The sequence below is a fragment of the Rhizobium sp. IY2 genome, assembly GCF_047532935.1.
In the GTDB taxonomy this organism is placed as follows: Bacteria; Pseudomonadota; Alphaproteobacteria; order Rhizobiales; family Rhizobiaceae; genus Rhizobium; species Rhizobium anhuiense.
Window position 1 is genome coordinate 76,309 of record NZ_JBLKNU010000003.1, and the last position, 25,328, is coordinate 101,636.

Below are 25,328 nucleotides of genomic sequence, written 5' to 3' on the forward strand. Positions count from 1 at the left end.
TTGACGGATGCGGCCCCCTCATCCGGCTGCCGCCACCTTCTCCGCGAGGGGAGAAGGGATATGCCGCACCTACCTTGTTCGCCCTTCTCCCCTGGGGGAGAAGGTGCCCGAAGGGCGGATGAGGGCGCTTCTTGCCCTGACGATGCTATTCAGCCGCCCCTGGCGGAGAGGGCTTTCTTTTCGGTTATCCCTTCGGAAAGCCTTCCGTTTCCACGGTGTAACCCGCGGCGGTCATGACGCGCATCAATTCGGCATGGCCGATCTCGGCCATTTTCTGCGGCGGCGCCTTGCGCGGATCCTGTTCGGCCTCGACGACGAACCAGCCTTCATAGCCGTGATCGGCCAGCCGCTGGACGATGGCGCCGAAATCGAGCGAACCGTCGCCGGGCACCGTGAAGGCGCCGAGCGCCACCGCATCGAGGAAGGACTGCCGGCTGCGGTCCAGCCCATCGACCACGGGCTTGCGGATGTCCTTGACGTGAACATGGTTGATGCGGGCGTGGTGATTGTCGATGGCGCGCAGCACGTCGCCGCCGGCAAAGGCGAGATGCCCGGCATCGAGCAGCAGCGGAATGCCTTCACCCGAAGAGCGCATGAAGGCGTCGAGTTCCGGCTCGGTTTCGACCACGGCCGCCATGTGGTGATGATAGGAAAGCGGCATGCCCTGCTCGGCGCACCATTCCCCGAATTCCGTGACGCGCCGCGCATAGGCCTTCATCTCGTCATCGGAGAGGCGCGGCTTGGTGGCGAGCGGCTTGGAGCGATCGCCCTGGATGGAGCGGCCGACTTCGCCATAAACGATGCAAGGCGCATTGACCGCCTTGAACAGCGCAATCATCGGCGCGATGCGGTCCTTGTTGGCGGCAAGCTCCTCATTGACAAGCGTGCCGGAAAACCAGCCGCCGCATAGCGTCACGTCGGCGGCGCGCAGAATCGGGAGCATTTCTTCCGGATTGCTGGGGAAACGGCGGCCTTGTTCCATGCCGGTGAAACCGGCGCTGCGCGATTGCCGCAGGCATTCCTCGAGGGACACATCGTCGCTGAGCTCAGGAAGATCGTCGTTCCACCACGCGATGGGCGACATGCCGAGTTTGGCCTTCATCAACATTCTCCTTAAAAGTATTGCGGAAGAGCCGGGACGCTCTTCCGAAAAAATGACAGCAGTCGATCAGCCGATGCGCTGGGCGGCGCGTGCTTCGACATAGCCCTTGCGCGCTTCGTTGACCTGTTCGCGAGGACTGACCTCAGGCACCACGACATCCCACCAATGGCCGCCGGCTTCCGTGGTAATGAGCGGATCGGTGTCGATGAGGAAGACCGAGGTGCGGTCGTTCGTCTTCGAATCGATGATCGCCTGCTCGAGTTCCGCGATGGAACCGACCTTGACGGCGATGGCGCCCATGCTTTCGGCATGCGCGCGGAAATCGATCTCCGGCATCACCTCGTGATAGGAGTCCTTCAGCAGATTGTTGAAGTTGGCGCCGCCGGTGCCCATCTGCAATCGGTTGATGCAGCCATAACCGCGATTGTCGAGCACGACGATGTTGAGCTTGAGGCCGAGCATGACCGACGTGGCGATCTCGGAATTCATCATCATGTAGGAGCCGTCGCCGACCATGACGACGACATCCCGTTCGGGATGCGCCATCTTGGCGCCGAGACCGCCGGCAATCTCATAGCCCATGCAGGAGAAGCCGTATTCCATATGATAGCTGCCAGGCGCGGTCGCCGGCCAGAGCTTGTGCAATTCGCCGGGAAGGCCGCCTGCAGCGCAAAGAACCGTCGTATTCTCGCCGCCGATCGTGCGTGCCACCGCGCCGATCACCTGCGCATCGGAGGGCAGGGCGGCATTGCTCGTGGCCATCGCCCTGGCCGCAGCCTCTATCCAGACCTTCTTCTCCGCGGCCGCCTTCTCCACGAGTGCTGCCGGCGCCTTCCAGCCGGAAAGCCCTGCCGAAAGCGCCTTCAGCCCTTCGCGGGCATCGGCCACCAGCGGATGGCTATCGTGCTTCACCGCGTCATAGGCGGCGATATTGAGGCCGACCATCTTGAGGCTGTCGTTCTTGAACAGCGCCCAGGAGCCGGTGGTGAAATCCTGGCAGCGGGTGCCAACGGCGATGACGAGGTCCGTCTCTTCCGCGATCGCATTTGCTGCCGAGGTGCCGGTGACGCCGACCGAGCCGAGCGCCAGCGGATGGGTCTCGTTGATCGATGACTTGCCGGCCTGGGTGACGACGACGGGAAGGCCGTGGGCTTCGGCAAAAGCGGCAAGCTCCTGCGTCGCCTGCGAATAAAGCACGCCGCCGCCGGCAACGATCACCGGCTTCCGCGACGCCTTGATCAGCGCAATGGCATTTGCCAGCTCGTCCGCATCCGGCTGCGGCCGGCGGGTTGTCCAGACCTTTTCATCGAACAGGCTTTCCGGATAATCATAGGCTTCCGCCTGAACGTCCTGGCAGAGCGACAATGTCACCGGGCCGCAATCCAGGGGGTCGGTCAGGACCTGCATGGCGCGCTTCAGCGCCGTGATGATCTGCTCGGGCCGGGTGATGCGGTCGAAATAGCGCGAAACTGGACGGAACGCATCATTGGCCGAAACCGTGCCATCGCCGAAATCCTCGATCTGCTGCAGCACCGGATCCGGCGCACGGTTGGCAAAGACGTCGCCCGGCAGGAAGAGAACGGGAATACGATTGACATGCGCGACGCCCGCGGCCGTCACCATGTTCAGTGCGCCGGGGCCGATCGAGGTCGTGCAGGCCATGAAGCGCGTGCGGAAATTCGCCTTGGCATAGGCGATCGCGGCATGCGCCATGCCCTGTTCGTTGTGGGCGCGATAGGTCGTCAATTCGCCGCGCACCTGATAGAGCGCCTCGCCGATGCCGGCGACGTTGCCGTGACCGAAGATCGCCCAGACGCCGCCGAAGATCTGCACCTTCTTGCCGTCGACGATCGTCATCTGCTTCTTGAGGAAATGCGCGACGGCCTGCGCCATCGTCAACCGTATCGTCTTGCCCATCGGGTCCTCCCGCAATCTTTCTTTCACGTTTTTTCCTTCCCCAACCCCTCCCCACAAGGGGAGGGGTTAACCTGGCGGGCTCTCACCATTCTCGCCGCAGGATCTCGTCCAAAAGAACGTTCGCTCATGGCGTGAGGCGAGCCTCAAGTTAAGTCCCTCCCCCTTGCGGGGAGGGGTTGGGGAGGGTCTTAATTCTCAGTGACGCCCACGCGTCTTCAGCCACGCTTCGGTCAGTTGCCGGAAGCGGCCGGCCATGTCGGCGATCGCCTCCTCGTCGTTTATTTCGCCCGAAAGCCAGGCGCGCGCCGGATCGGCAAAGATCGTCCGGCCAACGGCGAAGCCCTTGACGGAGGGAGCCGCCAGCGTCGCCTCGAAGCAGGAGATCAGCTCGTCGGCGGGCGCCTCGAGGCCCAAGAGCACGATACCGCGGCACCATGGATCATTATTGGCGATCACCGCATCGATTTTCTTCCAGGCTTGGCTCGATGCCTGCGGCTCGAGTTTCCACCAGTCCGGCTTGATGCCGAGCGCATAAAGCTCTTCCAGCGCGGTCGCGATCGTATCGTCGGTGAGCGGCCCGTTCTTGCCGGCGATGATCTCCACCAGCAACTCGCGGCCGACCTTGCGGGCGGCCTCGAACAGCGTGCGCAGTTTCTCCTGCTGCTCCGTCTTCAGGTCAGCCGGATCATCGGGATGATAGAAGCACAGGCACTTGATGCAATGACCGAGCGGCCATTCCACAAGCTGCGAGCCGATATCCTGGCTGAATTCGAAGCGCAGCGGCTTCGAGCCCGGCAATTCCACCGGTCGGCCGATCCAGGAGAAATTCTTCGTTGCCGCGTCGAAGAAGGCGTCGCGGCCGAAACGTTCGTCGATCAGCATGCCGTAGCCGTCGCGGCCGTTCGACACCCGCGCCGCCGCCGCGACCGCCAGCCGCTTGAAGGCGCCGATCTTCTCATGGCCGACGCCGAGCTCATCGGCGACGCTGACGAGCTGCGAGCGGTGGTCGATCGCCAGCGCCATCAGAAGCGGGACTTCGCCGCGCCGGGTCGAGGCCCAGTGGATATGGTTGATCGCCTCGTCCTTGCGCAGTGCCCGGTGTTTGCTGCCGTTCGTCAGGAAGAAGTCGAGTTCCGCCCAGGTCGGATATTCCGGCGAGCAGAGCAGGCGGGAAACGGCGAAGGCGCCGCAGGCATTGGCCCAGGTGGCGCACGTCTTCAGCGGCTCGTCGCGCAGGAAGCCGCGCAGGAAGCCGGACATGAAGGCATCGCCGGCACCGAGCACGTTGAAGACTTCGATCGGGAAACCCTGGCCGACGATGCCGGCCTCGAGATCGTCGGCAATCGGCCCGTCATAGACGATGCAGCCCATCGCGCCGCGCTTCAGTACGATCGTTGCCGGCGACAGGCGGCGAATCTCCTTCAGCGCACCGAGCACGTCGTCGGCGCCGGAAGCGATCAGGATTTCCTCTTCTGTCCCGACGATGAGGTCGCAGTCTGGCAGCGTCTCCTTCATCTTCGAGGAGACCCGGTCGGATTTCACGTAGCGCTCGAAGCCTTCCGCATGGCCGGCAAGTCCCCAGAGATTCGGCCGGTAATCGATGTCGAAGATTACCTTGCGGCCGTTCGCCTTGGCGATACGGATCGCCTTGCGCTGCGCGGCCTCGGTATTCGGCCGCGAGAAATGCGTGCCGGAAACGAGAACGGCGCGCGACGATCTGATGAAATTTTCGTCGATATCGCCTTCATCGAGCGCCATATCGGCGCAGTCCGATCGATAGAAGATCATCGGCGAGACGCCCTCGGCCTCGACCGCAAGCAGCACCAGCGCCGTCAGCCGCTCCTTGTCGGTGATGATACCGTCTGTGGCGACACCTTCGCGCGCCGACTGCTCGCGGATGAAGCGTCCCATCTGCTCGTCGCCGACGCGGGTGATGAGGCCGGATTTGAGGCCGAGCCGCGCCGTGCCGATAGCGATATTGGCCGGGCAGCCACCGACGGACTTGGCGAAGGAGGCGATATCCTCCAGCCGTGAACCGATCTGCTGACCGTAAAGATCGACCGAGGAACGGCCGATGGTGATCACATCAAGCGCCGGCTCCGGCTGCGAACCCGGATTCGATTGTACCATGATGTCCTCCCGCTAGATTTTGCGCGGCTTCCAGTGCCTGCGAATTTTCAATAATGAAACATTGGTTCCGATATTTTGTCAATTCGGAATGTTTATTCCATTTTGCCTTTTACAGGTTTTGACTGCTGCCGCTTGCGCCGCCGCTCGGCAATTGCAACCGGCAGTGCCATGGTGAGCGCCATCGAAGCCGAAAGCGAGCGGAAGCCGGCGAAATCGGCCTCCGCCACCTCGAACCAGTGCGTGGCACAGGCGGCAAGCGGCGAGAAAGCCGAATCGGTGATCGCGATAACGGGCACGCCGCGGTCGGCAAGTTCCTGGCTCTGGCTGAGGCTGTCGGCCGCATAGGGCGAGAAGCTCGCCGCGATCGCCGCATCCTTGGGTGTTGCAAACTGCACCATCTCCGGATCGACGCCGTTCGGCGAGGCGACGATCTGGTGGCGGATGTTGAGCTTGGAAAAAGCGTAGGTCATGTGCGCCGTCAGCGGGTAGGAGCGCCGTTTGGCGATCAGATAGATCGTCTCGGCGCCGGCAAGGATATTCACCGCTTTCGTGAAAGTATCGCTCTGCACTGTCGCCGCCAACCGGTTGACCGACTGGTTGGCCGCGGCAATGAAGCCGGAAAGCAGATTGGCGTCCTCATCGTCGCCGCTCGATTGCTCCAGCGTGACGAGCCGCTCTTCGTAACTCAGCGTCCGGTCGCGCAATCTTTCGCGAAAGATGCTCTGCAGGTCGGAAAAGCCTCCATACCCCAGATGATGCGCCAGGCGCACCAGCGTCGAGGGCTGGACGTCCGAGGCGGCCGCGATGCTCGCCGTCGTGCCGAAGGCGATTTCGTCGGGATTGCCGAGCGCGAAGGCTGCGACCTGCGCCAGCCGCTTCGGCATGTTCGCCTTGCGCTCGATGATGGTGCTGCGCAGGCTTTCAAAATCGCGCGGCACACGCGCGTGCCTCTTGGGATCGTTATCCATGCTTGCGGCTCACGAGATGAAACAAATATTCCATATTGTCGAACATAGACGATTTCAAACGACACGCCTAATTGTTTTTAATCGCCTGTAATTGAAGGCTTTTGGACAGTTGTGCGGGGAAGGGCGCGAGAAATGCCATGCGTAGGTCTCTTGTCAAAATGATCCAAATATTCCAAAAATCCGCGCGCAGCTCTGGAGGAGACGGAAATGAAGCCACTCGGCATCGGTTTGATCGGCACCGGTTATATGGGCAAATGCCATGCGCTGGCGTGGAATGCGGTGAAGACTGTGTTCGGCGATGTCGAGCGTCCGCGTCTCGTGCATCTGGCCGAAGCCAATGCCGGGCTTGCTGAGGCCCGTGCCGGTGAATTCGGCTTCGAGAAGGCGACGGCGGACTGGCGGGCGCTGATCGCCGACCCCGAGGTCGACGTCGTCTCCGTCACGACGCCCAATCAGTTCCACCCCGAGATGGCGATTGCAGCCCTCGAAGCCGGCAAGCATGTCTGGTGCGAAAAGCCGATGGCGCCGGTCTATGCCGATGCCGAGCGCATGCTGGAAACCGCAAAGCGGTCCGGCAAGGTCGCCGCCCTTGGTTACAATTACATCCAGAATCCCGTCATGCGGCATATCAGGACGCTGATTGGGGAGGGCGCCATCGGTACGGTCAACCACATCCGCGTCGAGATGGACGAGGACTTCATGGCCGATCCCGATGTCTTCTTTTATTGGAAGAGCGAGCTTTCCGCCGGCTACGGCGCCCTCGACGATTTCGCCGTGCATCCGCTATCGCTGCTTTGGTATCTCTTCGGCCATGTCGAGGCCGTCATAACGGATATGGTGAAACCCTATGCCGATCGCCCTTTGACCGAAGGTGGTCGCCGTGCCGTCGAAAACCACGATGGCGCCAACGTGCTGATGCGGCTTGGCGGCGGCATCTCCGCCGTGTTGATGGCGAATCGCGCCGCCTGGGGCCGCAAGGGCCGCATCGCCCTGCAGATTTTCGGCTCGAAAGGCTCGATCGTCTACGACCAGGAGCGCATGAACGAATTCGAACTCTATCAGGCCGAGGGCCGCGGCTCCGAACAGGGCTTCCGCAAGATACTGGCGGCGCCCGCCCATCGGCCCTATGATCGCTTCATCCCGGCGCCCGGCCATGGCCTCGGCTTCAACGATCTGAAGATCATCGAATGCCGCGAGCTGATCCGGGCAATTTCAGGCGAGCCGTCGTCGATCGTGACATTCGAAGACGGTCTCAGGATAGAGAAGTCGGTGCATGCCATGGCACAGTCCTTCCATGAGCGCCGCTGGATCGAGATCGGCTGAATGTAAGAGGCCGCTTTCCGTTGACGGCGTATCAGGCCGCTGCATAATCCTTAAATCGGAATCGATTTGAAGAGTATGCGGCAAATTGAAAGTGCTACAGCGTCCTTTGCGCGTCTGAAAAACGTGCGGCGTTGGAGGGGATAGCCTCGGCGCGAGTGTCGGGCGCAGCTTCAGGAGTGAGATCGTGACGGATAGACTGGTGATCATCGGCGCGGGACAGGCCGGTTTCGCATTGGCGGCCAAGCTGCGTGCGTTGAAGGACGCGCGCCCGATCACCCTTATCGGCGCGGAGGACGTGGCGCCCTATCAGCGCCCGCCGCTTTCGAAGAAATACCTGCTCGGCGAAATGGCATTCGACCGTCTGCTGTTCCGCGCCGAGCACTGGTATGCCGACAACGATGTCGACCTTCGCGTTTCGACCTGGGCCGAGCAGATCAAGCCTGACACCAAGCAGGTTCTCCTGCAGGACGGCTCCGTTCTCGATTACGGCACGCTGGCGCTGGCCACCGGCTCGACGCCGCGCCGGCTGCCGGCCGCAATCGGCGGTGATCTCGAAGGCGTCTATGTCGCCCGCGACAAGCGCGATGCCGATCTGCTCGCCGAAGAGATGCGTCCCGGTCGCCGCGTCCTCATCATCGGCGGCGGTTATATCGGTCTCGAGGCGGCAGCCGTCGCCCGCCATCGCGGCCTTGAGGTGACCGTCATCGAGATGGCCGACCGTATCCTGCAGCGCGTCGCGGCGAAGGAGACCGCCGACATCATGCGCGGGATCCATGAAAGCCATGACGTGATGATTCGGGAAAAGACGGGGCTCAAGCATCTGATCGGCACGGATGGCCGCGTCACCGGCGCCGCACTTTCCGACGGTTCGGTCATCGATATCGACTTCGCCGTCGTCGGCATCGGCGTTGCGCCGAACGACCAGCTCGCCAAGGAAGCCGGACTCGAAGTCGCCAACGGCATTGTCGTCGACGAATTCGCCCGCACCTCCGATCCGTCGATCTTTGCCGCCGGTGATTGCGCGGCCCTTCCCTGGCAGGGCGGCCGCATCAGGCTCGAATCGGTGCAGAACGCCGTCGACCAGGCCGAAGCGGCGGCTGCCGTCATCGCCGGCGGCAGCGAGCCTTATGAGCCGAAGCCATGGTTCTGGTCCGATCAGTATGACGTCAAGCTGCAGATCGCCGGCTTCAATCTCGGCTATGATGAGACGCTGCTGCGCCCCGGCGCCCGCGAAGGCGCCCACTCCGTCTGGTACTTCAGGGATGGCCTGCTGATTGCCGTCGATGCGATAAACGACGCGAAAGCCTATGTGACCGGAAAGAAACTGCTGGAATCCGGGATCAATCCCGACAGATCGATTCTCGCCGACCCCTCTGCCGACCTCAAGAGGCTGCTCGGCTAAATCAGCACCTGTTGGCGCCGGCGGTAACGCCGTCCTGGATTCGCTGATCCTGCCGGAGGCCGGGCGGCAAGGCTCGGCGTCTTTCGCCAAGACAACGAAGCGCGATTAATTTCTTCTGATCACGGCAGGAAATGCCGTTCTGTTTGCGCAGCCAGCCGAAAGGCTGCCTGCTGTATTTCTTCTGGTGAAAATTCAAAAAACTCTTGCATTCACAGGCCGGTCACCATAGTTAGGCCGCACCGGAGAGGTGGCCGAGTGGTCGAAGGCGCTCCCCTGCTAAGGGAGTATACGTCAAAAGCGTATCGTGGGTTCGAATCCCATCTTCTCCGCCATTCCGATTTTCCAAGAGTCTGCCGCTTCTTAGTTCCTGCCAGGAATCATATTCGCTTCGTCGATTACAGCGCCGCGCGTCTTTTCAGGCGGACAATGGACGCTGAAGCGACTTTGAGTCGCTGCGTAATTCCTTAAATCGGTTGCCGGTTTTATTGAATGATGCAGCGGGGCTTTGCGGCCACGCGACGGGAAGGTCTCTCCGCCTCGAGCGAGAGAATCGCTTTGCGGGAATCACTTCCCGCGCCCTGCATCGGCAGGTGACGAAAGCGGATTGGTGCACCTCCGGTTACGCTTCCCAGCGCTACGGTATCCCAGAAAGAACCGGATTTTGTCAAAAAAGTGTCGCGAATGTGTCACAAAGCGCATGTCCAATTCTTTGTCGATCAGAGCTAAGCAGCCGCAAAATCAGGGTTTTCTTAACAAAGCATAAAGGAAATCGGGGCTGGTTGCCCGACTTGTGTCCTTTCAGCAACAGAATGTCGGGAAGGCTCCCGCAAACCCCCCATCCGAGTAAGTTGGTGATTGCGTGACGGCTTCCGTCTTGTATTTTCAGCGTCGGAAGCAAGGGCGACTGATCGTCCACTTCTTGAAACACGGGGATGGGGCAGGGAACGCTGCTCAGCGAAAGATCCCAAACCCGATCGAAACTTTGAATTGGAGGTCATTTATGAACATCAAGAGCCTTCTTCTCGGCTCCGCTGCTGCTCTCGCAGTAGTTTCCGGTGCTCAGGCTGCTGACGCTATCGTTGCTGCCGAGCCGGAACCGGTTGAATACGTCCGCGTTTGCGACGCTTACGGCACCGGCTATTTCTACATCCCGGGCACCGAAACCTGCCTCAAGATCAACGGCTACATCCGTTTCCAGGTTAACGTCGGCGAAGATGTCGGCGGCGACTCTGACTGGGATGCCTTCAGCCGCGGTCAGGTTCAGTTCACGGCCAAGAGCGACACCGAATACGGTCCGCTGACCGGCGTCATCGTCATGCAGTTCAATGCTGACAATGCCTCCTCTCAGGGTGCCAAGCTCGACTCCGCTTACCTCGACATCGCCGGCTTCCGCGCTGGTCTGTTCTACAGCTGGTGGGACGATGGCCTCTCTGGCGAAACCGACGATATCGGCTCTCCGGTCACCCTGCATAACTCCATCCGTTATCAGTACGAAACCTCTGACTTCTACGCTGGCATCAGCGTCGATGAACTCGAAGACGGCTTCTACAAGACGGACGAAGAAGCCAACAACGTTGGTGTTGCAGTCGGTCTCGGCGGCAAGGCTGGCGCGTTCAGCTACCAGATCACTGCCGGCTACGACGTCGACAACGAAGAAGGTGCTGTCCGTGCAATGGGTACGGTTGACATCGGTCCCGGCACGCTCGGCCTCGCTGCCGTATACGCTACCGGCCCGAGCTCCTACTACACCAAGGCTGAATGGGCTGTTGCTGCCGAATACGCAATCAAGGCAACCGACAAGCTCAAGATCACCCCTGGCGTCCAGTACTACAGCGACTACTACGTTTCTGGCGACGACTTCGGCAACGGCGATGCCTGGAAGGCCGGTCTGACGGTTGATTACCAGATCGTCGACAACTTCTACGCCAAGGCTTCGGTTCAGTACCTCGATCCGGAAGATGCTGACGACTCCACGACGGGCTACTTCCGCCTGCAGCGTGCGTTCTAATCTGACCAGATTAGGCAATACGGAAAGCCCGGCTCTTGAGCCGGGCTTTCTGCTTTTGGTCACTGTCTCGATAGATGGAGATCAAAGCGCTTATCGGCAATTGGCGAGAAAAGCCTGAATCATTGCGGGGATTCTGCCGAGATGGAGGAGCGGTGCATGCCCTTGCTTCGCCGCGGTGTGCAGAACCAGTCCGGAATGGCGGCGTGCCATTTCGTCGGCCGTCTGCTTTGAGAGCAGCGACGTATTCTCGCCGCGGATCAACATGAGCGGCAACCGGCTCAGGCTTTCGAATTGCTCCCACAGATCGGGTAGCGGCTGGCTGAAATCGACCGATTTGAGTGCCTCTGCGATCGCCGGATCGAAATCGGCGACCGGCCTTCCGCCGACGTCGCGATAAAGCGCAAGCGCCATCTCGCGCCAGTCTTCCCCCGCAAGTGCGGTAAACGACGCCCCATGATTTTCCTTCAATATATCGGCCGCCTCGCTCCACTCCGCCGGCTGCCTGCCGTTGTTGAGGTAATCTCGGATTCGTGCCAGCCCCTCAGCTTCGATCACAGGCCCGATATCGTTGAGGATGACGGCTTCGAGGAGAGCCGGACGCGTCGCTGCGATCAGATGCAGGATCAGCCCGCCGCGCGATGTGCCGATGAAGATCGCCCGCTCGAAGCCGAGCGCCGCGCAGGCGGCTATGACGTCGCCGGCTTCGACGGCGAGATTGTAGTTCGCCTTATTCTCGTCCCATGCCGAGTTTCCCCGGCCGCGCGAATCGAGTGCGATGACCCTGCGCGGCGATGTTCTGTCGCGGGAGAGAAGCAGCGCCAGCCGATGAAAATCCCGCGTATTGCGGGTCAGCCCGGGCAGGCAGATTACCGGCAGCCGTCCGCCTGTTAGGGCCTCGTCGGGCCGGTAGTCGCGGGCATAAAGCCTCAGCCCGTCGGAAGATGTGTAAAACCGTTCCTGGAAATCGCCTGCGTAAGTATCCGGCATCGCATCCCCTCGAGATCTGTTGATCCCGAAGATGTAGCCTGCTTTGCGAGCCGCACCAAACGGCTTCAGGAGGCGCTGCGTCCGCCGATCAGGTCGCGTTCGATATCGGTCGGCTGGCCAAGGCGGGCCTTGTAGACTTCGTAATTCTCCATCACCCGCTGCACATAGTTGCGCGTTTCGGGGAAGGGGATGCGCTCGATCCAGTCGACGATCTCGTCGATCGGCCTGCCGCGCGGATCGCCGTAGCGGCCGATCCATTCCGGCACCCGCTTCGGCCCGGCATTGTAGGCAATGAAGGTGAGGATATAGGAGCCGCCAAAGGCGTCTATCTGCTCGCCGAGATAATGCGCGCCGAGCGTCGCGTTGTAGCCGGCATCGGCCGTCAGTTTGTCTTTGGAATAGGTAATATTGTGGCGCTTGGCCACCGCCTGGGCTGTTCCCGGCAGAAGCTGCAGCAGGCCGCGCGCATTCGCCGCCGAAACGGCGGCCGGGTTGAAGGCGCTTTCCTGCCGGGCGATGGCATAGGCGAGTGCCTTGCCGGAGCCTGATATATTGGCGTTCGCTGGGATCACGCCGACCGGAAAGGCCAGCGCTGCGACATCGATGCCGCGCCCGTAAGCGATCTTGCCGATCTGCAACGAGAGATGATGATCGCCGGATTGCTCGGCCTTTGCTGCAAGGACGGCCAATTCACCGGGGCTCTGCAGCTGATCGGCGAGCGCGAGATAGAGAATATCGGCCCGCCATCCATGGCCTGCGGCTTCCAGCCGGGCGATCGCCTGCACGGCTTCGCGCGCCTGGAAGCGTTGCCGGTCGGCCGTGCTCGGTGAGGGATAGGCGACGTTCAGCGTCTTTCGCCCCAGCCGTTCGGCCGCGAGCTGACCGTAGAAGGTGCCGGGAAAACTCGCGGCTTTCGTATAGAATTCACTGGATTGGCCGGGGCCGCCGGCCTCCGCTGCCCGGCCCAGCCAATACCAGGCGCGTGAAACCGAGATCGGCCCGTTTGATGTCTGGAGGATCTTGCGGAAGTGTCTTTCCGCCGTTGTCGGGTCCTGCAGGCCGCGAAGCGCGTACCATCCGGCATGGAACTCGGCCTCGACGATATCCGTCGGGCTTGTTGCGGCGTAGTTTGCGACGATGCGATAGGCGGGCTTGAATTGCCCCTGGTCGACGAGGCCGCGGCTGATGATCCGCTGCTCGTTCCACCACTCGCCGGAATTGACGAGTTCGCTGCGCTCGGGCGGCATCTGCTCCAGCAGCGCCGCCGCTTCGGCATATTTGTCCTGCTTGCGCAGATATTCGATCCGGGCAAACAGCAGGCCGGCATCGCCGCGCCATCTCGCATCGACGGCGTTAAGCAGGGCGCCGGCATTGCCGGCCTTGGCGTCGACGGCAGCCCAGGCCTTGTAGAGCGACTGCGCCTGGCCCATGTCGCCGAAGCGCTTGGCCTGCGCCACCCGGCCGCGATACATCAGATAGTCCATCCGCGCCTTATGGTCGGCAGGCGTCAGCAGCGCGGAAAACTCGATGAGGATCTTGTCTTCCGTCGCCTTGTCGAGAGCCTCTCCGCGCCAGACCTTGCGGATATATTTTGCTGCCTGCGCCTGCTTGCCTGTCGCAACCAGCGCCCGGCCGAGGATGACGGCGCCCTGCATCGTCTCAGGCGCAGTATCGCCGAAGGCGGCGAGCACGGCGGAAGGGGCGGGATTTTCGTCATAGAGCGCGCGCTCGGAATAGGCGCGCAGCCGCGAAAGACCCGGCCAGCCCTTGAGCTCCTGCGCGGCGCTGGCGATTTCATAGGAGGGAACGCCCTTCAATCCAGAAACGGCGATCGCCCAGGTGAGGATATGGCGGTCAAGCGTATCGTCGCGCATGCTGTCGCGGATCGAAAGCGCCAGCTGCGGGTCCTTGTCGGAAAGCGCGTCGAGGCCGGTTTTCAGGTCGCTGTTGACAGGCGCCACTGCCGGATTGCGCGGGATGGCGCCTGTTGTGATCGCTTCCGGTATGGATGTCTCGGGGATGAAGCCGAGCGGCTTGACATCAGGCATGGCAGCGCTCTCGCCGGGAAGCGGCGACGCAACGCTGCCCCACGCGGCGGCAATGAAGCCGAAGGCGGACAGAATCAGGACAGCTTTCTTCATCCGGGATCTCGCACCGAAAACACGCCCTGCCATTAGGCTAGAGGCATCTTAACGAAACCTTACCGTACCAGGTAAAATTCATTCACATCTGCTATCGGAATTTGCCCTAAACCGAACTCTCCGCGCTTGTCGCGATGATTTCGGCGCTCTATGGTGCGCAACTCTTATTCATGGAATGCGGCCGAAGCAAGGATTTGGTCGTGAGGAGCTTTGCATGTTCAATGGGTCCATTCCCGCCCTCGTCACCCCCTTCACCGACGCCGGACTGATCGACGAAGATAGTTTCGCCGCTCATGTCGACTGGCAGATCAAGGAAGGCAGCGCCGGTCTCGTTCCGGTCGGCACGACGGGCGAATCCCCGACGCTGTCGCATGCCGAACACAAGCGGGTCGTGGAACTCTGCATCGAGGTTGCTGCAAAACGCGTCCCCGTCATGGCCGGCGCCGGCTCGAACAATACGCGTGAGGCGATCGAGCTTGCCCAGCATGCCGAAAAGGTCGGTGCGAACGCCGTTCTGGTCGTCACTCCCTATTACAACAAGCCGACGCAGAAGGGTTTGATCGCGCATTTTTCGGCGATCGCCGAGGCCGTCGATCTGCCGATCTATATCTATAACATCCCCGGCCGCTCGGTGGTCGACATGACGCCGGAAACGATGGGGGCGCTCGCCAAGGCGCACAGCAATATCGTCGGCGTCAAGGATGCAACGGGTAAGATCGAGCGCGTCTCCGAACAGCGCATCACCTGCGGCACGGATTTCCGGCAGTTGTCCGGCGAGGATGCGACGGCGCTCGGCTTCAACGCCCATGGCGGTGTCGGCTGTATTTCGGTAACGGCCAATGTCGCCCCGCGGCTCTGCGCCGAGTTCCAGGCGGCGACGCTCGCAGGCGATTATGCCCGCGCCCTGGAATATCAGGATCGGCTGATGCCGCTGCACAAGGCGATCTTCCTCGAGCCGGGTCTTTGCGGCGCCAAATACGGGCTCTCCAGGCTTGGCCGCATGAGCCGCAACGTCCGCTCGCCGCTGCTTTCGACGCTGGAGCCGGCCACGGAAACGGCAATCGACGCCGCGCTGCGCCATGCCGGCCTGCTGAACTGAAAAGACCGGCCATCTTCACAAGGCCGGGTCGCTCCCTTACATAAAGGGCAAGCCCTCACATAGAGGTCGGGAATGAGGGCGCGGCTTTTCGCGCTCTAAATGAATGGAATGTCGTCATGGCCCCCAAAGGCAGCCAGCGCGTGGTGAACAAGGTCGTGGCCGAAAACCGCAAGGCCCGCTTCAACTACGAGATCATCGATACCTACGAGGCCGGCCTCGTGCTGATGGGCACGGAGGTCAAATCGCTGCGCGAGGGCAAGGCCAATATCGCCGAATCCTATGCCTCGGATGAGGGGGGCGAGATCTGGCTGATCAATTCCTATCTGCCGGAATATCTGCAGGCCAACCGCTTCAATCACGAACCGCGCCGACGCCGCAAGCTGCTGCTGTCGGGCCGTGAGATTCATCGCCTGCGTTCTGCCGTCAACCGTGAAGGCATGACGCTGATCCCGCTGAAGATCTATTTCAACGATCGCGGTCGGGCGAAGATGGAACTGGCGCTCGCCAAGGGTAAAAAATTGCATGACAAGCGCGAGTCGGAGAAAGAACGCGATTGGAACCGGCAGAAGAGCCGCCTGCTGAAGGACAATGGCTGATCTAAGATCGGCCGCTGTCGTTCAGCACGCATGCCAAAGCATGGCGATGCGGGAACGCGGCTGCCGTGCCGCGGAGCTTCGCAGCTCCGCTTCGAGATGGTGGAGAGATCACTCCTCGAAATCGCTGGCCGGGACGACTTCGACCGGACGTGGCGCCCGCTCGGAAGGATCACGACCGATTTCAGCCTTCAAAGACAAGAGATCGATGAAATGATCGGCCTGCCGACGCAGGTCGTCGGCGATCATCGGCGGCTGCGTCGCCATGGTTGAGATCACCGAGACCTTGCGGCCTCTGCGCTGCAGCGCCTCGACCAGATTGGTGAAATCGCCGTCGCCGGAGAAGATGACAAGATGATCGACCGTCTCGGACTGTTCCATGGCGTCGATCGCAAGCTCGATGTCCATGTTGCCCTTGATCTTCCGGCGACCCATGGAATCTGTGAATTCCTTGGCGGGCTTGGTCACGACTTTGTAGCCGTTGTAGTCGAGCCAGTCGATCAGCGGCCGGATCGATGAATATTCCTGATCCTCGATCAGAGCGGTATAATAATAAGCGCGCAGCAGATAACCGCGTTTCTGGAATGCTTTCAACAGCTTGCGGTAATCTATGTCGAAGCCGAGGCTCTTGGATGCAGCGTAGAGGTTGGCGCCGTCAATGAAGAGTGCAATTTTTTCGCGTGGGTCAAACATCGCTTACCAATCCAATGAGAGCAATCGAAATCCGCAGGTGACAAACTTCAATAAAAACAATATCTTGCGTTTCTATTTCGCTTTGATCCTTACTTTATGAATTATTCATATATGAAAGATTTAGGGCACGATTCGGCATATTCCAAGCAACCTTCGGTGGAATTATGACATTCTCCATGGAAATTTAGCTCAGTCGCGGATAAAGACGAGGGGCGCCGGAATGAAAAACTTGTATTTGCCCGGTTTTAATTGTATCGGGCGTGCTAATCCCGAAATGACGACCGCAAAGGACAGGCAATGGCCCGTGTCACAGTTGAAGATTGCATCGACAAGGTGGAGAACCGCTTCGAGCTGGTTCTGCTCGCCAGCCACCGCGCCCGGCTGATTTCCCAGGGTGCCTCGATCACCATCGATCGCGACAATGACAAGAATCCTGTCGTGGCCCTGCGCGAAATCGCCGACGAGACGCTTTCGCCCGATGACCTCAAGGAAGATCTGATCCATTCGCTGCAGAAGCATGTCGAAGTCGACGAGCCCGAGCCCGATCCGGCAAGCATGATCGCCGCCGGCGGCGTCGCCGCAGCCGACAGCGAGGAGCAGGACGACCTGCCGGAGACGATCACTTTCGACCAGATGTCGGAAGAAGAGCTGCTTGCCGGCATCGAAGGCCTGGTGCCGCCGGAAAAGAGCGACGACTACTAAGCGCATAGGCCGGATCCCGGTCACATCGGTCAGATGTGATACCGAAACAGCTTCATGCGATGCAAAAGAGCGATGATTACCAATCGTCAATCTTGCGCCTTTATTGCTTAGGCATATTATTGCCCATGTGTGCGCCAATCGTTGATTGGCGCGCTTTTATTTTTATCGGAGTGGCTTTGGAATGATGCGGCAGTACGAGCTCGTGGAGCGGGTTCAGCAATACAAGCCCGATGCCAATGAAGCACTGCTGAACAAAGCCTATGTCTACGCCATGCAGAAGCATGGCCAGCAAAAGCGCGCGAGCGGCGATCCCTATATTTCTCATCCGCTCGAAGTCGCCGCCATCCTCACCGACATGCACCTCGATGAATCGACGATCGCGGTTGCCCTTCTGCACGACACGATCGAGGATACGACGGCGACGCGCGCCGAGATCGACGAACTGTTCGGCGAGGATATCGGCCGCCTGGTCGAGGGGCTGACGAAGATCAAGAAGCTCGATCTCGTCACCAAGAAGGCCAAGCAGGCGGAAAACCTGCGTAAGCTGCTGCTCGCCATATCCGATGATGTGCGTGTGCTGCTCGTCAAGCTTGCCGATCGCCTGCACAATATGCGCACCCTCGATCACATGTCGGCCGACAAGCGCGCCCGCATCTCCGAGGAGACGATGGAAATCTATGCGCCGCTGGCCGGCCGCATGGGCATGCAGGACATGCGTGAGGAACTCGAGGAACTCTCCTTCCGGCATATGAACCCGGAAGCCTACGAGACCGTCACCAAAAGGCTGGAAGAGCTTTCGAAGCGCAACGAGGGCATCGTCAAGAAGATCGAGGCCGAACTGCGCGACCTGCTGGTCGCAAGCGGGTTGACGAGCGCCTATGTCAAGGGCCGACAGAAGAAGCCCTATTCGGTCTTTCGCAAGATGCAGTCGAAGTCTCTTTCCTTCGAGCAGCTTTCCGATGTCTACGGCTTCCGCCTGATCGTCGAGGACATCCCGTCCTGCTATCGGGCGCTCGGCATCGTCCACACGCGCTGGCGCGTCGTGCCCGGCCGCTTCAAGGACTATATTTCGACGCCAAAGCAGAATGATTACCGGTCGCTGCACACCACCATCGTCGGTCCGTCCAGCCAGCGCATCGAACTGCAGATCCGCACCAAGCGCATGCACGAAATCGCCGAATTCGGCATCGCCGCCCACGCGCTTTACAAGGACGGCGCCACCAATGCCGACGGCGACATCCTTTCGCGCGAATCCAACGCCTATTCCTGGCTGCGCCATACGATCGAGGCGCTCGCCGAGGGCGACAGCCCGGAAGAATTCCTCGAACACACCAAGCTTGAGCTCTTCCAGGACCAGGTCTTCTGCTTCACGCCGAAGGGCAAGCTGATTGCCCTGCCGCGTGGCGCCACCCCGATCGATTTCGCCTATGCGGTGCACACCAATATCGGCGACACCACGGTGGGCGCCAAGATCAACGGCCGTATCATGCCGCTGGTGACGCGGCTTGCCAATGGCGACGAGGTCGAGATCATCCGCTCCGGCGTGCAGGTTCCGCCCGCCGCCTGGGAAGAGATCGTCGTGACCGGCAAGGCGCGCGCCGCCATCCGCCGCGCCACCCGCATGGCGATCCGCAAGCAATATGCCGGCCTCGGTCACCGCATTCTCGAGCGTACCTTCGACAGGGCCGGCAAGATCTTCTCGCGCGAGGCGATGAAGCCGGCGCTACACCGTCTCGGCCAGAAGGATGTCGAGGATGCGATTGCCGCCGTCGGCCGTGGCGAGATGTCCTCGCTCGATGTGCTTCGCGCCGTCTATCCCGATCATCAGGACGAGCGCGTCACCGTGAAACCATCAGGCGACGACGGCTGGTTCAACGTGCGCAGTGCGGCCGGCATGATCTTCAAGATCCCCGGCAAGACCAAGGCCGGGCCCGACGGCGGCCATTCGGAAGTCGACACGCATGCCGATATCGGTCCGATCCGCGGTCTGTCCGGCAATGTCGACGTCAAGTTCGCGCCGACTGGTGCTGTGCCTGGCGATCGCATCGTCGGCATCATGGACCAGGGCAACGGCATCACCATCTATCCGATCCAGTCGCCGAGCCTGCAGCGCTTCGACGATCAGCCCGACCGCTGGATCGACGTCCGCTGGGATCTCGACGAAGCCAACAAGTCGCGTTTCATGGCGCGCATCATGGTCAATGGGTTGAATGAGCCCGGCACGCTCGCCAAGGTCGCCCAGACGGTCGCAGGCCTCGACGTCAATATTCGCCTTCTGAACACGGTGCGGGTGGCGGCCGATTTCACCGAAATGATGCTCGAGGTCGAGGTCTGGGACTTGCGCCAGCTCAATCAGCTGCTCGCCCAGATGAAGGAACTGGATTGCATCGCCACCGTTCGGCGGCTTTACGAGTAAGCTTTTGTTAAGCCTGTCAGTGGGCTGGGCGAGAGATTGCATATTTTATGATCGTTTTGTGCGCAATGTGGAGCACCAAAAAGGCAAGCAATGCATTAGGCACATGGCTGTCTCCATGTTGCGGCTGTAGTAATTAACCTGCGCCGGGCCTATCTTCTGATCATCGAAACGCAAACAGAAGATGAGACAAGATAATGTTTGACCCTATCAGGAAAATCGCTCGTGCCTTCCGCGCTCAGACCACGCAGGAACGTGAAATGGCATATCTCAATGGCTCGCTCGATCGTATCGATCTCGAGTTTCGTCAGCGCCAGGTCGACCGCGGTCTATTCCGCAATCGCTAATACTGAGCTTTATACTTGAGGCGAGTGAGGGACGTTTTGCATAACGGACGCCCCTCGGCTGAAGAAGTTCCTCTCCGCTGAGAGAGCTGAGCTGTTTTTCGGGCGGTATCATTTGCCGCTCTTGTCATGGTCATGTGCGCTGCACTAAATACCGGCCATGTTGTTTCGCCGTCGCAAGCCTGCGGGATTCAAGGAAAAGATGCGAGAGCTTTTATGGCCCCGCAAAGGTTTCCTTCGCCCGATCCGTTACCTGACAATGCGCATCCTGCGCCTGAGCGCCTCGCCGCACGCGGTTGCGGCTGGCGTCGCCGCGGGTGTCTTCGTCTCGTGGACGCCGTTCATCGGCGTGCATTTCGTCATGGCCTTCGTCATCACCTATTTCCTCTCCGGCAGCATGGTGGCCGCCGCCCTCGGCTGCGCGGCCTTCGGCAATCCGCTGACCTATCCCTTCATCTGGGGCATCACCTGGGAGATCGGACATCTGCTGCTCAGCCGCGAGGATCATCTGGCCGGTCAGACGGTGGATCTGGCCGCGCTTTTCCATAAGCTGAATTTCACCGAGCTGTGGAAGCCGGTGCTGGAACCGATGCTGGTAGGCGCCATTCCGCCGGCGATCGTCACCTCCGTTGCGCTCTATGCGCTGACGTTCTACACCGTGAAGGGTTTTCAGACGCGTCGCCACATACGGCTGATCGAGCGGGCGCGCCTGCGCCTTGCCAGCCCGGCCGGCGACATGCCGAGCGTTTGAACCCGATCGAGAATTCTCAAGCGACGGAAGGTTCCGGCATGATCATCGGCATTGGCAGCGATCTGATCGACATTCGCCGCATCGAGAAATCCATCGAGCGCTTCGGCGAGCGCTTCACCCAACGCTGCTTCACCGAGGTCGAACGCGCGCGTTCCGACCGTCGGGCAAATCGCGCCGAATCCTATGCCAAGCGTTTCGCCGCCAAGGAGGCCTGTTCCAAAGCACTCGGCACCGGTATCGCCCAGGGCGTTTTCTGGAAGGACATGGGCGTCGTCAACCTGCCGAGCGGCAAACCGACCATGGTTTTGTCAGGCGCCGCCGCCCTGATCCTCGAATCGCTGCTGCCCGCAGGCCACAAGCCCGCCATTCATTTGACAATAACCGATGATTATCCCTTGGCGCAGGCCTTCGTCATTATCGAGGCGTTGCCGGAGAACCTTTGATCCGGAGTGTTATCGCGACCCCCGTAAGCCTGTAGTCGCGACCTCTCGTCGCTTTTGACGTTGTCGCCATTGCCGCAATCGGCCGAAGCCGCTAGAGAGAACGACAGAAAGAATTGCGCCTCCGCGGCGTCTTGAAGGAATAAGACTGCGTGTCCGAAAAAGTCGAAGCCAAGCCGAACGCCCTCTGGGAAAATATCAAAGTCATCATCCAGGCGCTGATTTTGGCGATGGTGATCCGAACGGTGCTGTTCCAGCCCTTTACCATTCCGTCCGGTTCGATGATGCCGACGCTGCTCGTCGGCGATTATATCTTCGTCAACAAGTTCGCCTACGGCTATTCGAAATATTCGCTGCCGTTCTCCCCCGACATCTTCAGCGGCCGCCTGTTCGGCGCCGATCCGAAGCGTGGCGACATCGTCGTCTTCCGCTTCCCGCCAAACCCCGAGGTTGATTACATCAAGCGCTGCATCGGCCTGCCGGGCGATCACATCCAGGTGACCGACGGCGTGCTCTACGTCAACGGTAAGCCGGTTCCGAAGGTGGCGGACGGGACCTTCACGTCGGATTACAAGCTCGATCCGGGCGCCGATGTGCCGGTGTTCCGCGAAACGCTCGACAGCGGCAAGACCTACGACACGCTCGATCAGTCTCCGGTGTCGCGGGGTGACAACACCCGTGAATTCATCGTGCCGGAAGGCCATTATTTCATGATGGGCGACAACCGCGACAACTCGCTCGACAGCCGGTTCGACGTCGGCTTCGTGCCTGCCGAAAATCTTGTCGGCCGTGCCAGCGTCATCTTCTTCTCGCTCGGCAACGACACCTCCTTCCGAGAAATCTGGAAGTGGCCGACGAACATGCGTTGGGACCGCCTCTTCAAGGTTGTTGAATGAGCAAGGCGCAGACGCTTTCTGCGGCGGACCGCGCAAAGCTTGAAGGCCTGATCGGTCACGACTTCGCCGAAAAGGAACGCCTCGATCGGGCGCTGACCCATGCCAGCGCCCGCACGGAAAAGGGCGGCAATTACGAACGGCTGGAATTCCTCGGCGACAGGGTCCTCGGGCTCTGCATCGCTGAGCTTCTGTTCCGCACCTTCGGCACGGCAGGCGAAGGCGAGCTCTCGGTTCGCCTCAACCAGCTCGTCAGCGCCGAAACCTGCGCAGCGGTCGCCGACGAACTCAATCTTCACCTCTATATCCGCACCGGCGCCGATGTGAAGAAATTGACCGGCAAGCGCATGATGAACGTGCGCGCCGATGTCGTTGAAAGCCTGATCGCCGCGATCTATCTCGACGGCGGCCTTGAGGTCGCCCGTCGGTTCATACTGCGCTATTGGCAGGGCAGGGCGGCGCGGGCCGATGGCGCCAAGCGCGACGCCAAGACCGAGCTGCAGGAATGGTCGCACGCGAAATTCGGCGTCACTCCGATCTACCGGGTTGATGAACGCAGCGGACCGGATCATGATCCGCGTTTCAAGGTGACGGTGGAAGTTGCTGGCATTAAGCCCGAAACCGGCGTAGAGCGGTCGAAGCGTGCCGCCGAACAGGTTGCGGCGACGAAGATGCTTGAGCGCGAAGGCATTTGGCAGCAATCGCCTGCCGGAAACTGACGGGACAATGACACAAGAAGAAGATATCGCGGCCGAAGCTGCCGCAGAAACCAGTGGTCCGACGCATTCGGGCTTCGTCGCGCTGATCGGGCCGACCAATGCCGGCAAGTCGACGTTGGTAAACCGCCTCGTCGGCGCCAAGGTCTCGATCGTCAGCCATAAGGTGCAGACGACGCGGGCGATCGTGCGCGGCATCGCCATCCACGACAATGCCCAGATCGTCTTCATGGACACGCCTGGTATCTTCAAGCCGCGTCGCCGGCTTGACCGCGCCATGGTGACCTCGGCCTGGGGCGGTGCCAAGGATGCCGATCTGATCGTGCTCTTGATCGACAGCGAGCGCGGTCTGCGCGGCGATGCCGAAGCCATCCTCGAAGGCCTCAAGGAGGTCCGGCAGCCGAAGATCCTGTTGCTCAACAAGATCGACCGCGTCAATCGCGAGGATCTCCTGGCGCTGGCCGCTGCCGCCAACGAGAAGATCGCCTTCGAGCGCACCTTCATGATATCGGCCGAAAACGGCTCCGGTTGCGACGACGTCATGGACTATCTGGCGAAGACCCTCCCGGAGGGGCCGTGGTACTATCCGGAAGACCAGATCTCCGATTTGCCGATGCGTCAGCTCGCCGCCGAGATCACCCGCGAAAAACTGTTTCTGCGCCTCCATCAGGAGCTTCCCTATGCCTCGCACGTCGAAACGGAGAAGTGGGAAGAGCGCAAGGACGGCTCGGTGCGGATCGAGCAGGTGATCTATCTCGAGCGCGACAGCCAGAAGAAGATCGCCCTCGGCAAGGGTGGTGAAACCATCAAGGCGATCTCGACTGCCTCCCGCAAGGAACTGTCGGAAATCCTCGAACAGCCGGTCCATCTCTTCCTGTTCGTCAAGGTTCGTGAGAATTGGGGCGATGATCCCGAGCGGTTCCGCGAAATGGGCCTCGATTTCCCGAAATAAAGCATGGCAAAGATTTCATCGGGCACGCGCCAGCCCTTTGTTTTCGCATAAAAAATCTGCCTCGCTCGTGGAACAAATCCGTGGCCTGCGCATTCTTTGATGAGCGGCGCGCCAACGTTGGCGCGCCGGTTTTGCGACGGCAAGGGCAAATATGGCGACGTCGAGACCCATCCATTCTTTCAAGACCCCTTGCGAGCAATGTCCTTTGCGCCCCTTGCCGCATTTCAGGGAGTTCAGCCGCGACGAGTTGGAATTCGTCTCGCGTTTCAAGAGGGGCGAGCTTGCCGTCGATGCCGGCTCCACCATCCTCGTCGAGGGCGCACACAGCGCTCATCTCTTCACGGTGCTTTCCGGCTGGGGCTTCCGCTACAAGATGCTGGAGGACGGGCGCCGCCAGATTCTGAATTATATCATGCCGGGCGACCTGATCGGCCTGCAGGGAACGATCGCCGGCGAGATGCAGCACTCCGTCGAAGCGCTTTCGCCCGTTTCCCTGTGTGTCTTCGAGCGTGACCGGTTGATGACGCTCTACAACAAACATGCCTCGCTCGCCTTCGACATCACCTGGATCGCCGCGCGCGAGGAACGCATCCTGGATGAGCATCTCCTGAGCATCGGCCGCCGCACGGCGCTGGAAAGAGCCGCCTACCTGATCGCTTTCCTGTTCGAGCGCGGCCGGAAGCTCAATATCTTCAACGGCCGCAAATTCATCCCCATCACCCAGCAGCACATTGCCGACACGCTTGGTCTTTCCATCGTCCACACCAACAAGACTCTGAAAAAGCTCGCCGAACGTGGGTTGATTCGCTGGCAGGAGCGCGGCTGCGAGGTGCTGAACGGCGAAGAGTTGATGGCGATCGCCGGTTGGGAAGGGCTCGGAGAGGGCAAACGCCCGTTCATCTAAATTCCATTCTCCGCGTCCCGGGCATGCTCTATCGCTTTGTTTTGGCGTTATTGCGATCGATTTCGATCGCTTGCTACCATCCACATTTGATGGGCAAACTCTCGCATTTCTGTGAGATCGGTCCGCCTGCGACGACAAAACTGCCGGTAGCCGTCTTGGCTTCGCGCAAATCACAGTCATCCGTCTGAGGACACGATTATTTGTCGACAGACCCCTGGCCAACCAGCTTGGTTATGTCTTTTTTAAATGCAGATTAGCATCAGGGAAAATAAGGTCGGGCATCATCTTTCCTCCGATTTTGATTCTTATCGACCGGGCAGAAAAATGGTTTATTCAGACAAGGTGGCGGAATTCACCGATAGCGTGCCATGCGGGGCACCGGAGGGCAATGATGTTGGCGAAACGGCCGGGGCGCTGCGACAGGCGCTCGACGAGGGGCATCGAATCATGAGCGCAATCCGTGTTCTGGTTCTTGAGGACAGTCTGATCATCGCGATGGAGGCGGAGGATATTCTGCGCCTGGCCGGCGTCGAGAGCATCGATATCGTCGGCAGCGTCGAGCAGGCGAGGGCTGCCATCGCGGCGGAGACATATGATTTCGCCCTTCTCGACGTCAATCTCGGTGACGGCATGAGCTTCGGATTTGCCCGCCATCTTTTCGATATCGGCATCCCCTTCGGCTTCGTCAGTGGCTATTCCGATACGGGCGATTTCCCACCCGACCTGCAGCACATCCCGCTTTTGGTCAAGCCTTTCGACGAAACGGCGATGCGTGACTTCCTGCTGAGGCTTTTCCCGGCTGTCGCCTGACGCGGTCCATGACAGAAACCGGTCCTTGGATTAGGATGGA

Annotated in this window: 22 protein-coding genes and 1 tRNA gene; 16 read left to right on the plus strand and 7 right to left on the minus strand. The window is 60.5% G+C overall.

Going from position 1 to position 25,328, the window contains the following annotated elements; all coding sequences use genetic code 11:
• Positions 1-184 precede the first annotated feature (184 nt).
• The 4 genes from iolE to ACMUVN_RS14030 form a co-directional block, all read right to left on the minus strand.
• Positions 185-1,102 (minus strand): myo-inosose-2 dehydratase, encoded by a 918-nt coding sequence (iolE, locus tag ACMUVN_RS14015; RefSeq protein WP_063474230.1) that lies wholly within the window; start codon positions 1,100-1,102, stop codon positions 185-187.
• Between the two features lie 66 nt (positions 1,103-1,168).
• A complete protein-coding gene (iolD, locus tag ACMUVN_RS14020) occupies positions 1,169-3,019 on the minus strand; it encodes a 3D-(3,5/4)-trihydroxycyclohexane-1,2-dione acylhydrolase (decyclizing) (RefSeq protein ID WP_414815192.1) in 1,851 nt (616 codons plus the stop codon).
• 195 nt (positions 3,020-3,214) lie between these two features.
• On the minus strand, positions 3,215-5,149 hold the full coding sequence (locus ACMUVN_RS14025) for a bifunctional 5-dehydro-2-deoxygluconokinase/5-dehydro-2-deoxyphosphogluconate aldolase (protein WP_414815193.1): 1,935 nt from the start codon (positions 5,147-5,149) through the stop codon (positions 3,215-3,217).
• A gap of 92 nt (positions 5,150-5,241) precedes the next feature.
• Complete coding sequence (locus ACMUVN_RS14030; RefSeq protein WP_097623044.1) at positions 5,242-6,117, minus strand: MurR/RpiR family transcriptional regulator; 876 nt, start codon at positions 6,115-6,117, stop codon at positions 5,242-5,244.
• A 207-nt stretch (positions 6,118-6,324) separates the two neighbouring features.
• Here ACMUVN_RS14030 and ACMUVN_RS14035 point away from each other — a divergent pair, with 207 nt between their 5' ends.
• The 4 genes from ACMUVN_RS14035 (at position 6,325) to ACMUVN_RS14050 (ending at position 10,850) form a co-directional block, all read left to right on the plus strand.
• Positions 6,325-7,440: a Gfo/Idh/MocA family protein gene (locus ACMUVN_RS14035; protein ID WP_183908333.1), complete on the plus strand. Its 1,116-nt coding sequence runs from the start codon at positions 6,325-6,327 to the stop codon at positions 7,438-7,440.
• Between the two features lie 184 nt (positions 7,441-7,624).
• Complete coding sequence (locus ACMUVN_RS14040; RefSeq protein WP_127430673.1) at positions 7,625-8,842, plus strand: NAD(P)/FAD-dependent oxidoreductase; 1,218 nt, start codon at positions 7,625-7,627, stop codon at positions 8,840-8,842.
• Between the two features lie 241 nt (positions 8,843-9,083).
• Positions 9,084-9,174, plus strand: a tRNA-Ser gene (locus ACMUVN_RS14045).
• 668 nt (positions 9,175-9,842) lie between these two features.
• Complete coding sequence (locus ACMUVN_RS14050) at positions 9,843-10,850, plus strand: porin (protein ID WP_047616236.1); 1,008 nt, start codon at positions 9,843-9,845, stop codon at positions 10,848-10,850.
• 90 nt (positions 10,851-10,940) lie between these two features.
• Here ACMUVN_RS14050 and ACMUVN_RS14055 read toward each other — a convergent pair whose 3' ends face one another.
• Both ACMUVN_RS14055 and ACMUVN_RS14060 read right to left on the minus strand, forming a co-directional pair.
• On the minus strand, positions 10,941-11,837 hold the full coding sequence (locus ACMUVN_RS14055; RefSeq protein ID WP_047616240.1) for an alpha/beta fold hydrolase: 897 nt from the start codon (positions 11,835-11,837) through the stop codon (positions 10,941-10,943).
• A gap of 65 nt (positions 11,838-11,902) precedes the next feature.
• Positions 11,903-13,978 carry a lytic transglycosylase domain-containing protein gene (locus tag ACMUVN_RS14060; protein WP_048338679.1) on the minus strand — a complete coding sequence of 692 codons (2,076 nt, stop codon included), beginning with the start codon at positions 13,976-13,978 and terminating at the stop codon, positions 11,903-11,905.
• 214 nt (positions 13,979-14,192) lie between these two features.
• Between ACMUVN_RS14060 and dapA the strand changes: the two genes are divergently transcribed.
• On the plus strand, positions 14,193-15,077 hold the full coding sequence (gene dapA / locus ACMUVN_RS14065; protein ID WP_028758248.1) for a 4-hydroxy-tetrahydrodipicolinate synthase: 885 nt from the start codon (positions 14,193-14,195) through the stop codon (positions 15,075-15,077).
• A 116-nt stretch (positions 15,078-15,193) separates the two neighbouring features.
• Positions 15,194-15,673, plus strand: a complete 480-nt coding sequence (gene smpB, locus ACMUVN_RS14070; protein WP_012557117.1) for an SsrA-binding protein SmpB — start codon at positions 15,194-15,196, stop codon at positions 15,671-15,673.
• A 108-nt stretch (positions 15,674-15,781) separates the two neighbouring features.
• Here smpB and ACMUVN_RS14075 read toward each other — a convergent pair whose 3' ends face one another.
• Complete coding sequence (locus ACMUVN_RS14075) at positions 15,782-16,363, minus strand: NYN domain-containing protein (protein ID WP_028758247.1); 582 nt, start codon at positions 16,361-16,363, stop codon at positions 15,782-15,784.
• 297 nt (positions 16,364-16,660) lie between these two features.
• Here ACMUVN_RS14075 and rpoZ point away from each other — a divergent pair, with 297 nt between their 5' ends.
• The 10 genes from rpoZ (at position 16,661) to ACMUVN_RS14125 (ending at position 25,288) form a co-directional block, all read left to right on the plus strand.
• Positions 16,661-17,065, plus strand: a complete 405-nt coding sequence (gene rpoZ / locus ACMUVN_RS14080) for a DNA-directed RNA polymerase subunit omega (protein ID WP_003574261.1) — start codon at positions 16,661-16,663, stop codon at positions 17,063-17,065.
• A 181-nt stretch (positions 17,066-17,246) separates the two neighbouring features.
• On the plus strand, positions 17,247-19,481 hold the full coding sequence (locus ACMUVN_RS14085; protein WP_047616251.1) for a RelA/SpoT family protein: 2,235 nt from the start codon (positions 17,247-17,249) through the stop codon (positions 19,479-19,481).
• Positions 19,482-19,675: 194 nt separating this feature from the next.
• Positions 19,676-19,825 carry a DUF3563 family protein gene (locus ACMUVN_RS14090; RefSeq protein ID WP_080759973.1) on the plus strand — a complete coding sequence of 50 codons (150 nt, stop codon included), beginning with the start codon at positions 19,676-19,678 and terminating at the stop codon, positions 19,823-19,825.
• A 157-nt stretch (positions 19,826-19,982) separates the two neighbouring features.
• Positions 19,983-20,573 carry a DUF2062 domain-containing protein gene (locus tag ACMUVN_RS14095; protein WP_028759157.1) on the plus strand — a complete coding sequence of 197 codons (591 nt, stop codon included), beginning with the start codon at positions 19,983-19,985 and terminating at the stop codon, positions 20,571-20,573.
• A 38-nt stretch (positions 20,574-20,611) separates the two neighbouring features.
• Positions 20,612-21,016, plus strand: coding sequence for a holo-ACP synthase (acpS, locus tag ACMUVN_RS14100; protein WP_063474237.1), 405 nt, complete (start codon positions 20,612-20,614; stop codon positions 21,014-21,016).
• A gap of 149 nt (positions 21,017-21,165) precedes the next feature.
• Complete coding sequence (gene lepB / locus ACMUVN_RS14105) at positions 21,166-21,909, plus strand: signal peptidase I (protein ID WP_028759159.1); 744 nt, start codon at positions 21,166-21,168, stop codon at positions 21,907-21,909.
• Positions 21,906-22,625: a ribonuclease III gene (rnc, locus tag ACMUVN_RS14110; RefSeq protein ID WP_047616253.1), complete on the plus strand. Its 720-nt coding sequence runs from the start codon at positions 21,906-21,908 to the stop codon at positions 22,623-22,625. The genes lepB and rnc overlap by 4 nt, the downstream gene beginning before the upstream one ends.
• 7 nt (positions 22,626-22,632) lie before the next feature.
• Positions 22,633-23,574, plus strand: a complete 942-nt coding sequence (era, locus tag ACMUVN_RS14115) for a GTPase Era (RefSeq protein ID WP_047616255.1) — start codon at positions 22,633-22,635, stop codon at positions 23,572-23,574.
• A 151-nt stretch (positions 23,575-23,725) separates the two neighbouring features.
• Positions 23,726-24,478, plus strand: coding sequence for a Crp/Fnr family transcriptional regulator (locus ACMUVN_RS14120; RefSeq protein ID WP_047616257.1), 753 nt, complete (start codon positions 23,726-23,728; stop codon positions 24,476-24,478).
• A 324-nt stretch (positions 24,479-24,802) separates the two neighbouring features.
• Complete coding sequence (locus tag ACMUVN_RS14125; protein WP_063474238.1) at positions 24,803-25,288, plus strand: response regulator; 486 nt, start codon at positions 24,803-24,805, stop codon at positions 25,286-25,288.
• The last annotated feature ends 40 nt before the right edge of the window (positions 25,289-25,328 follow it).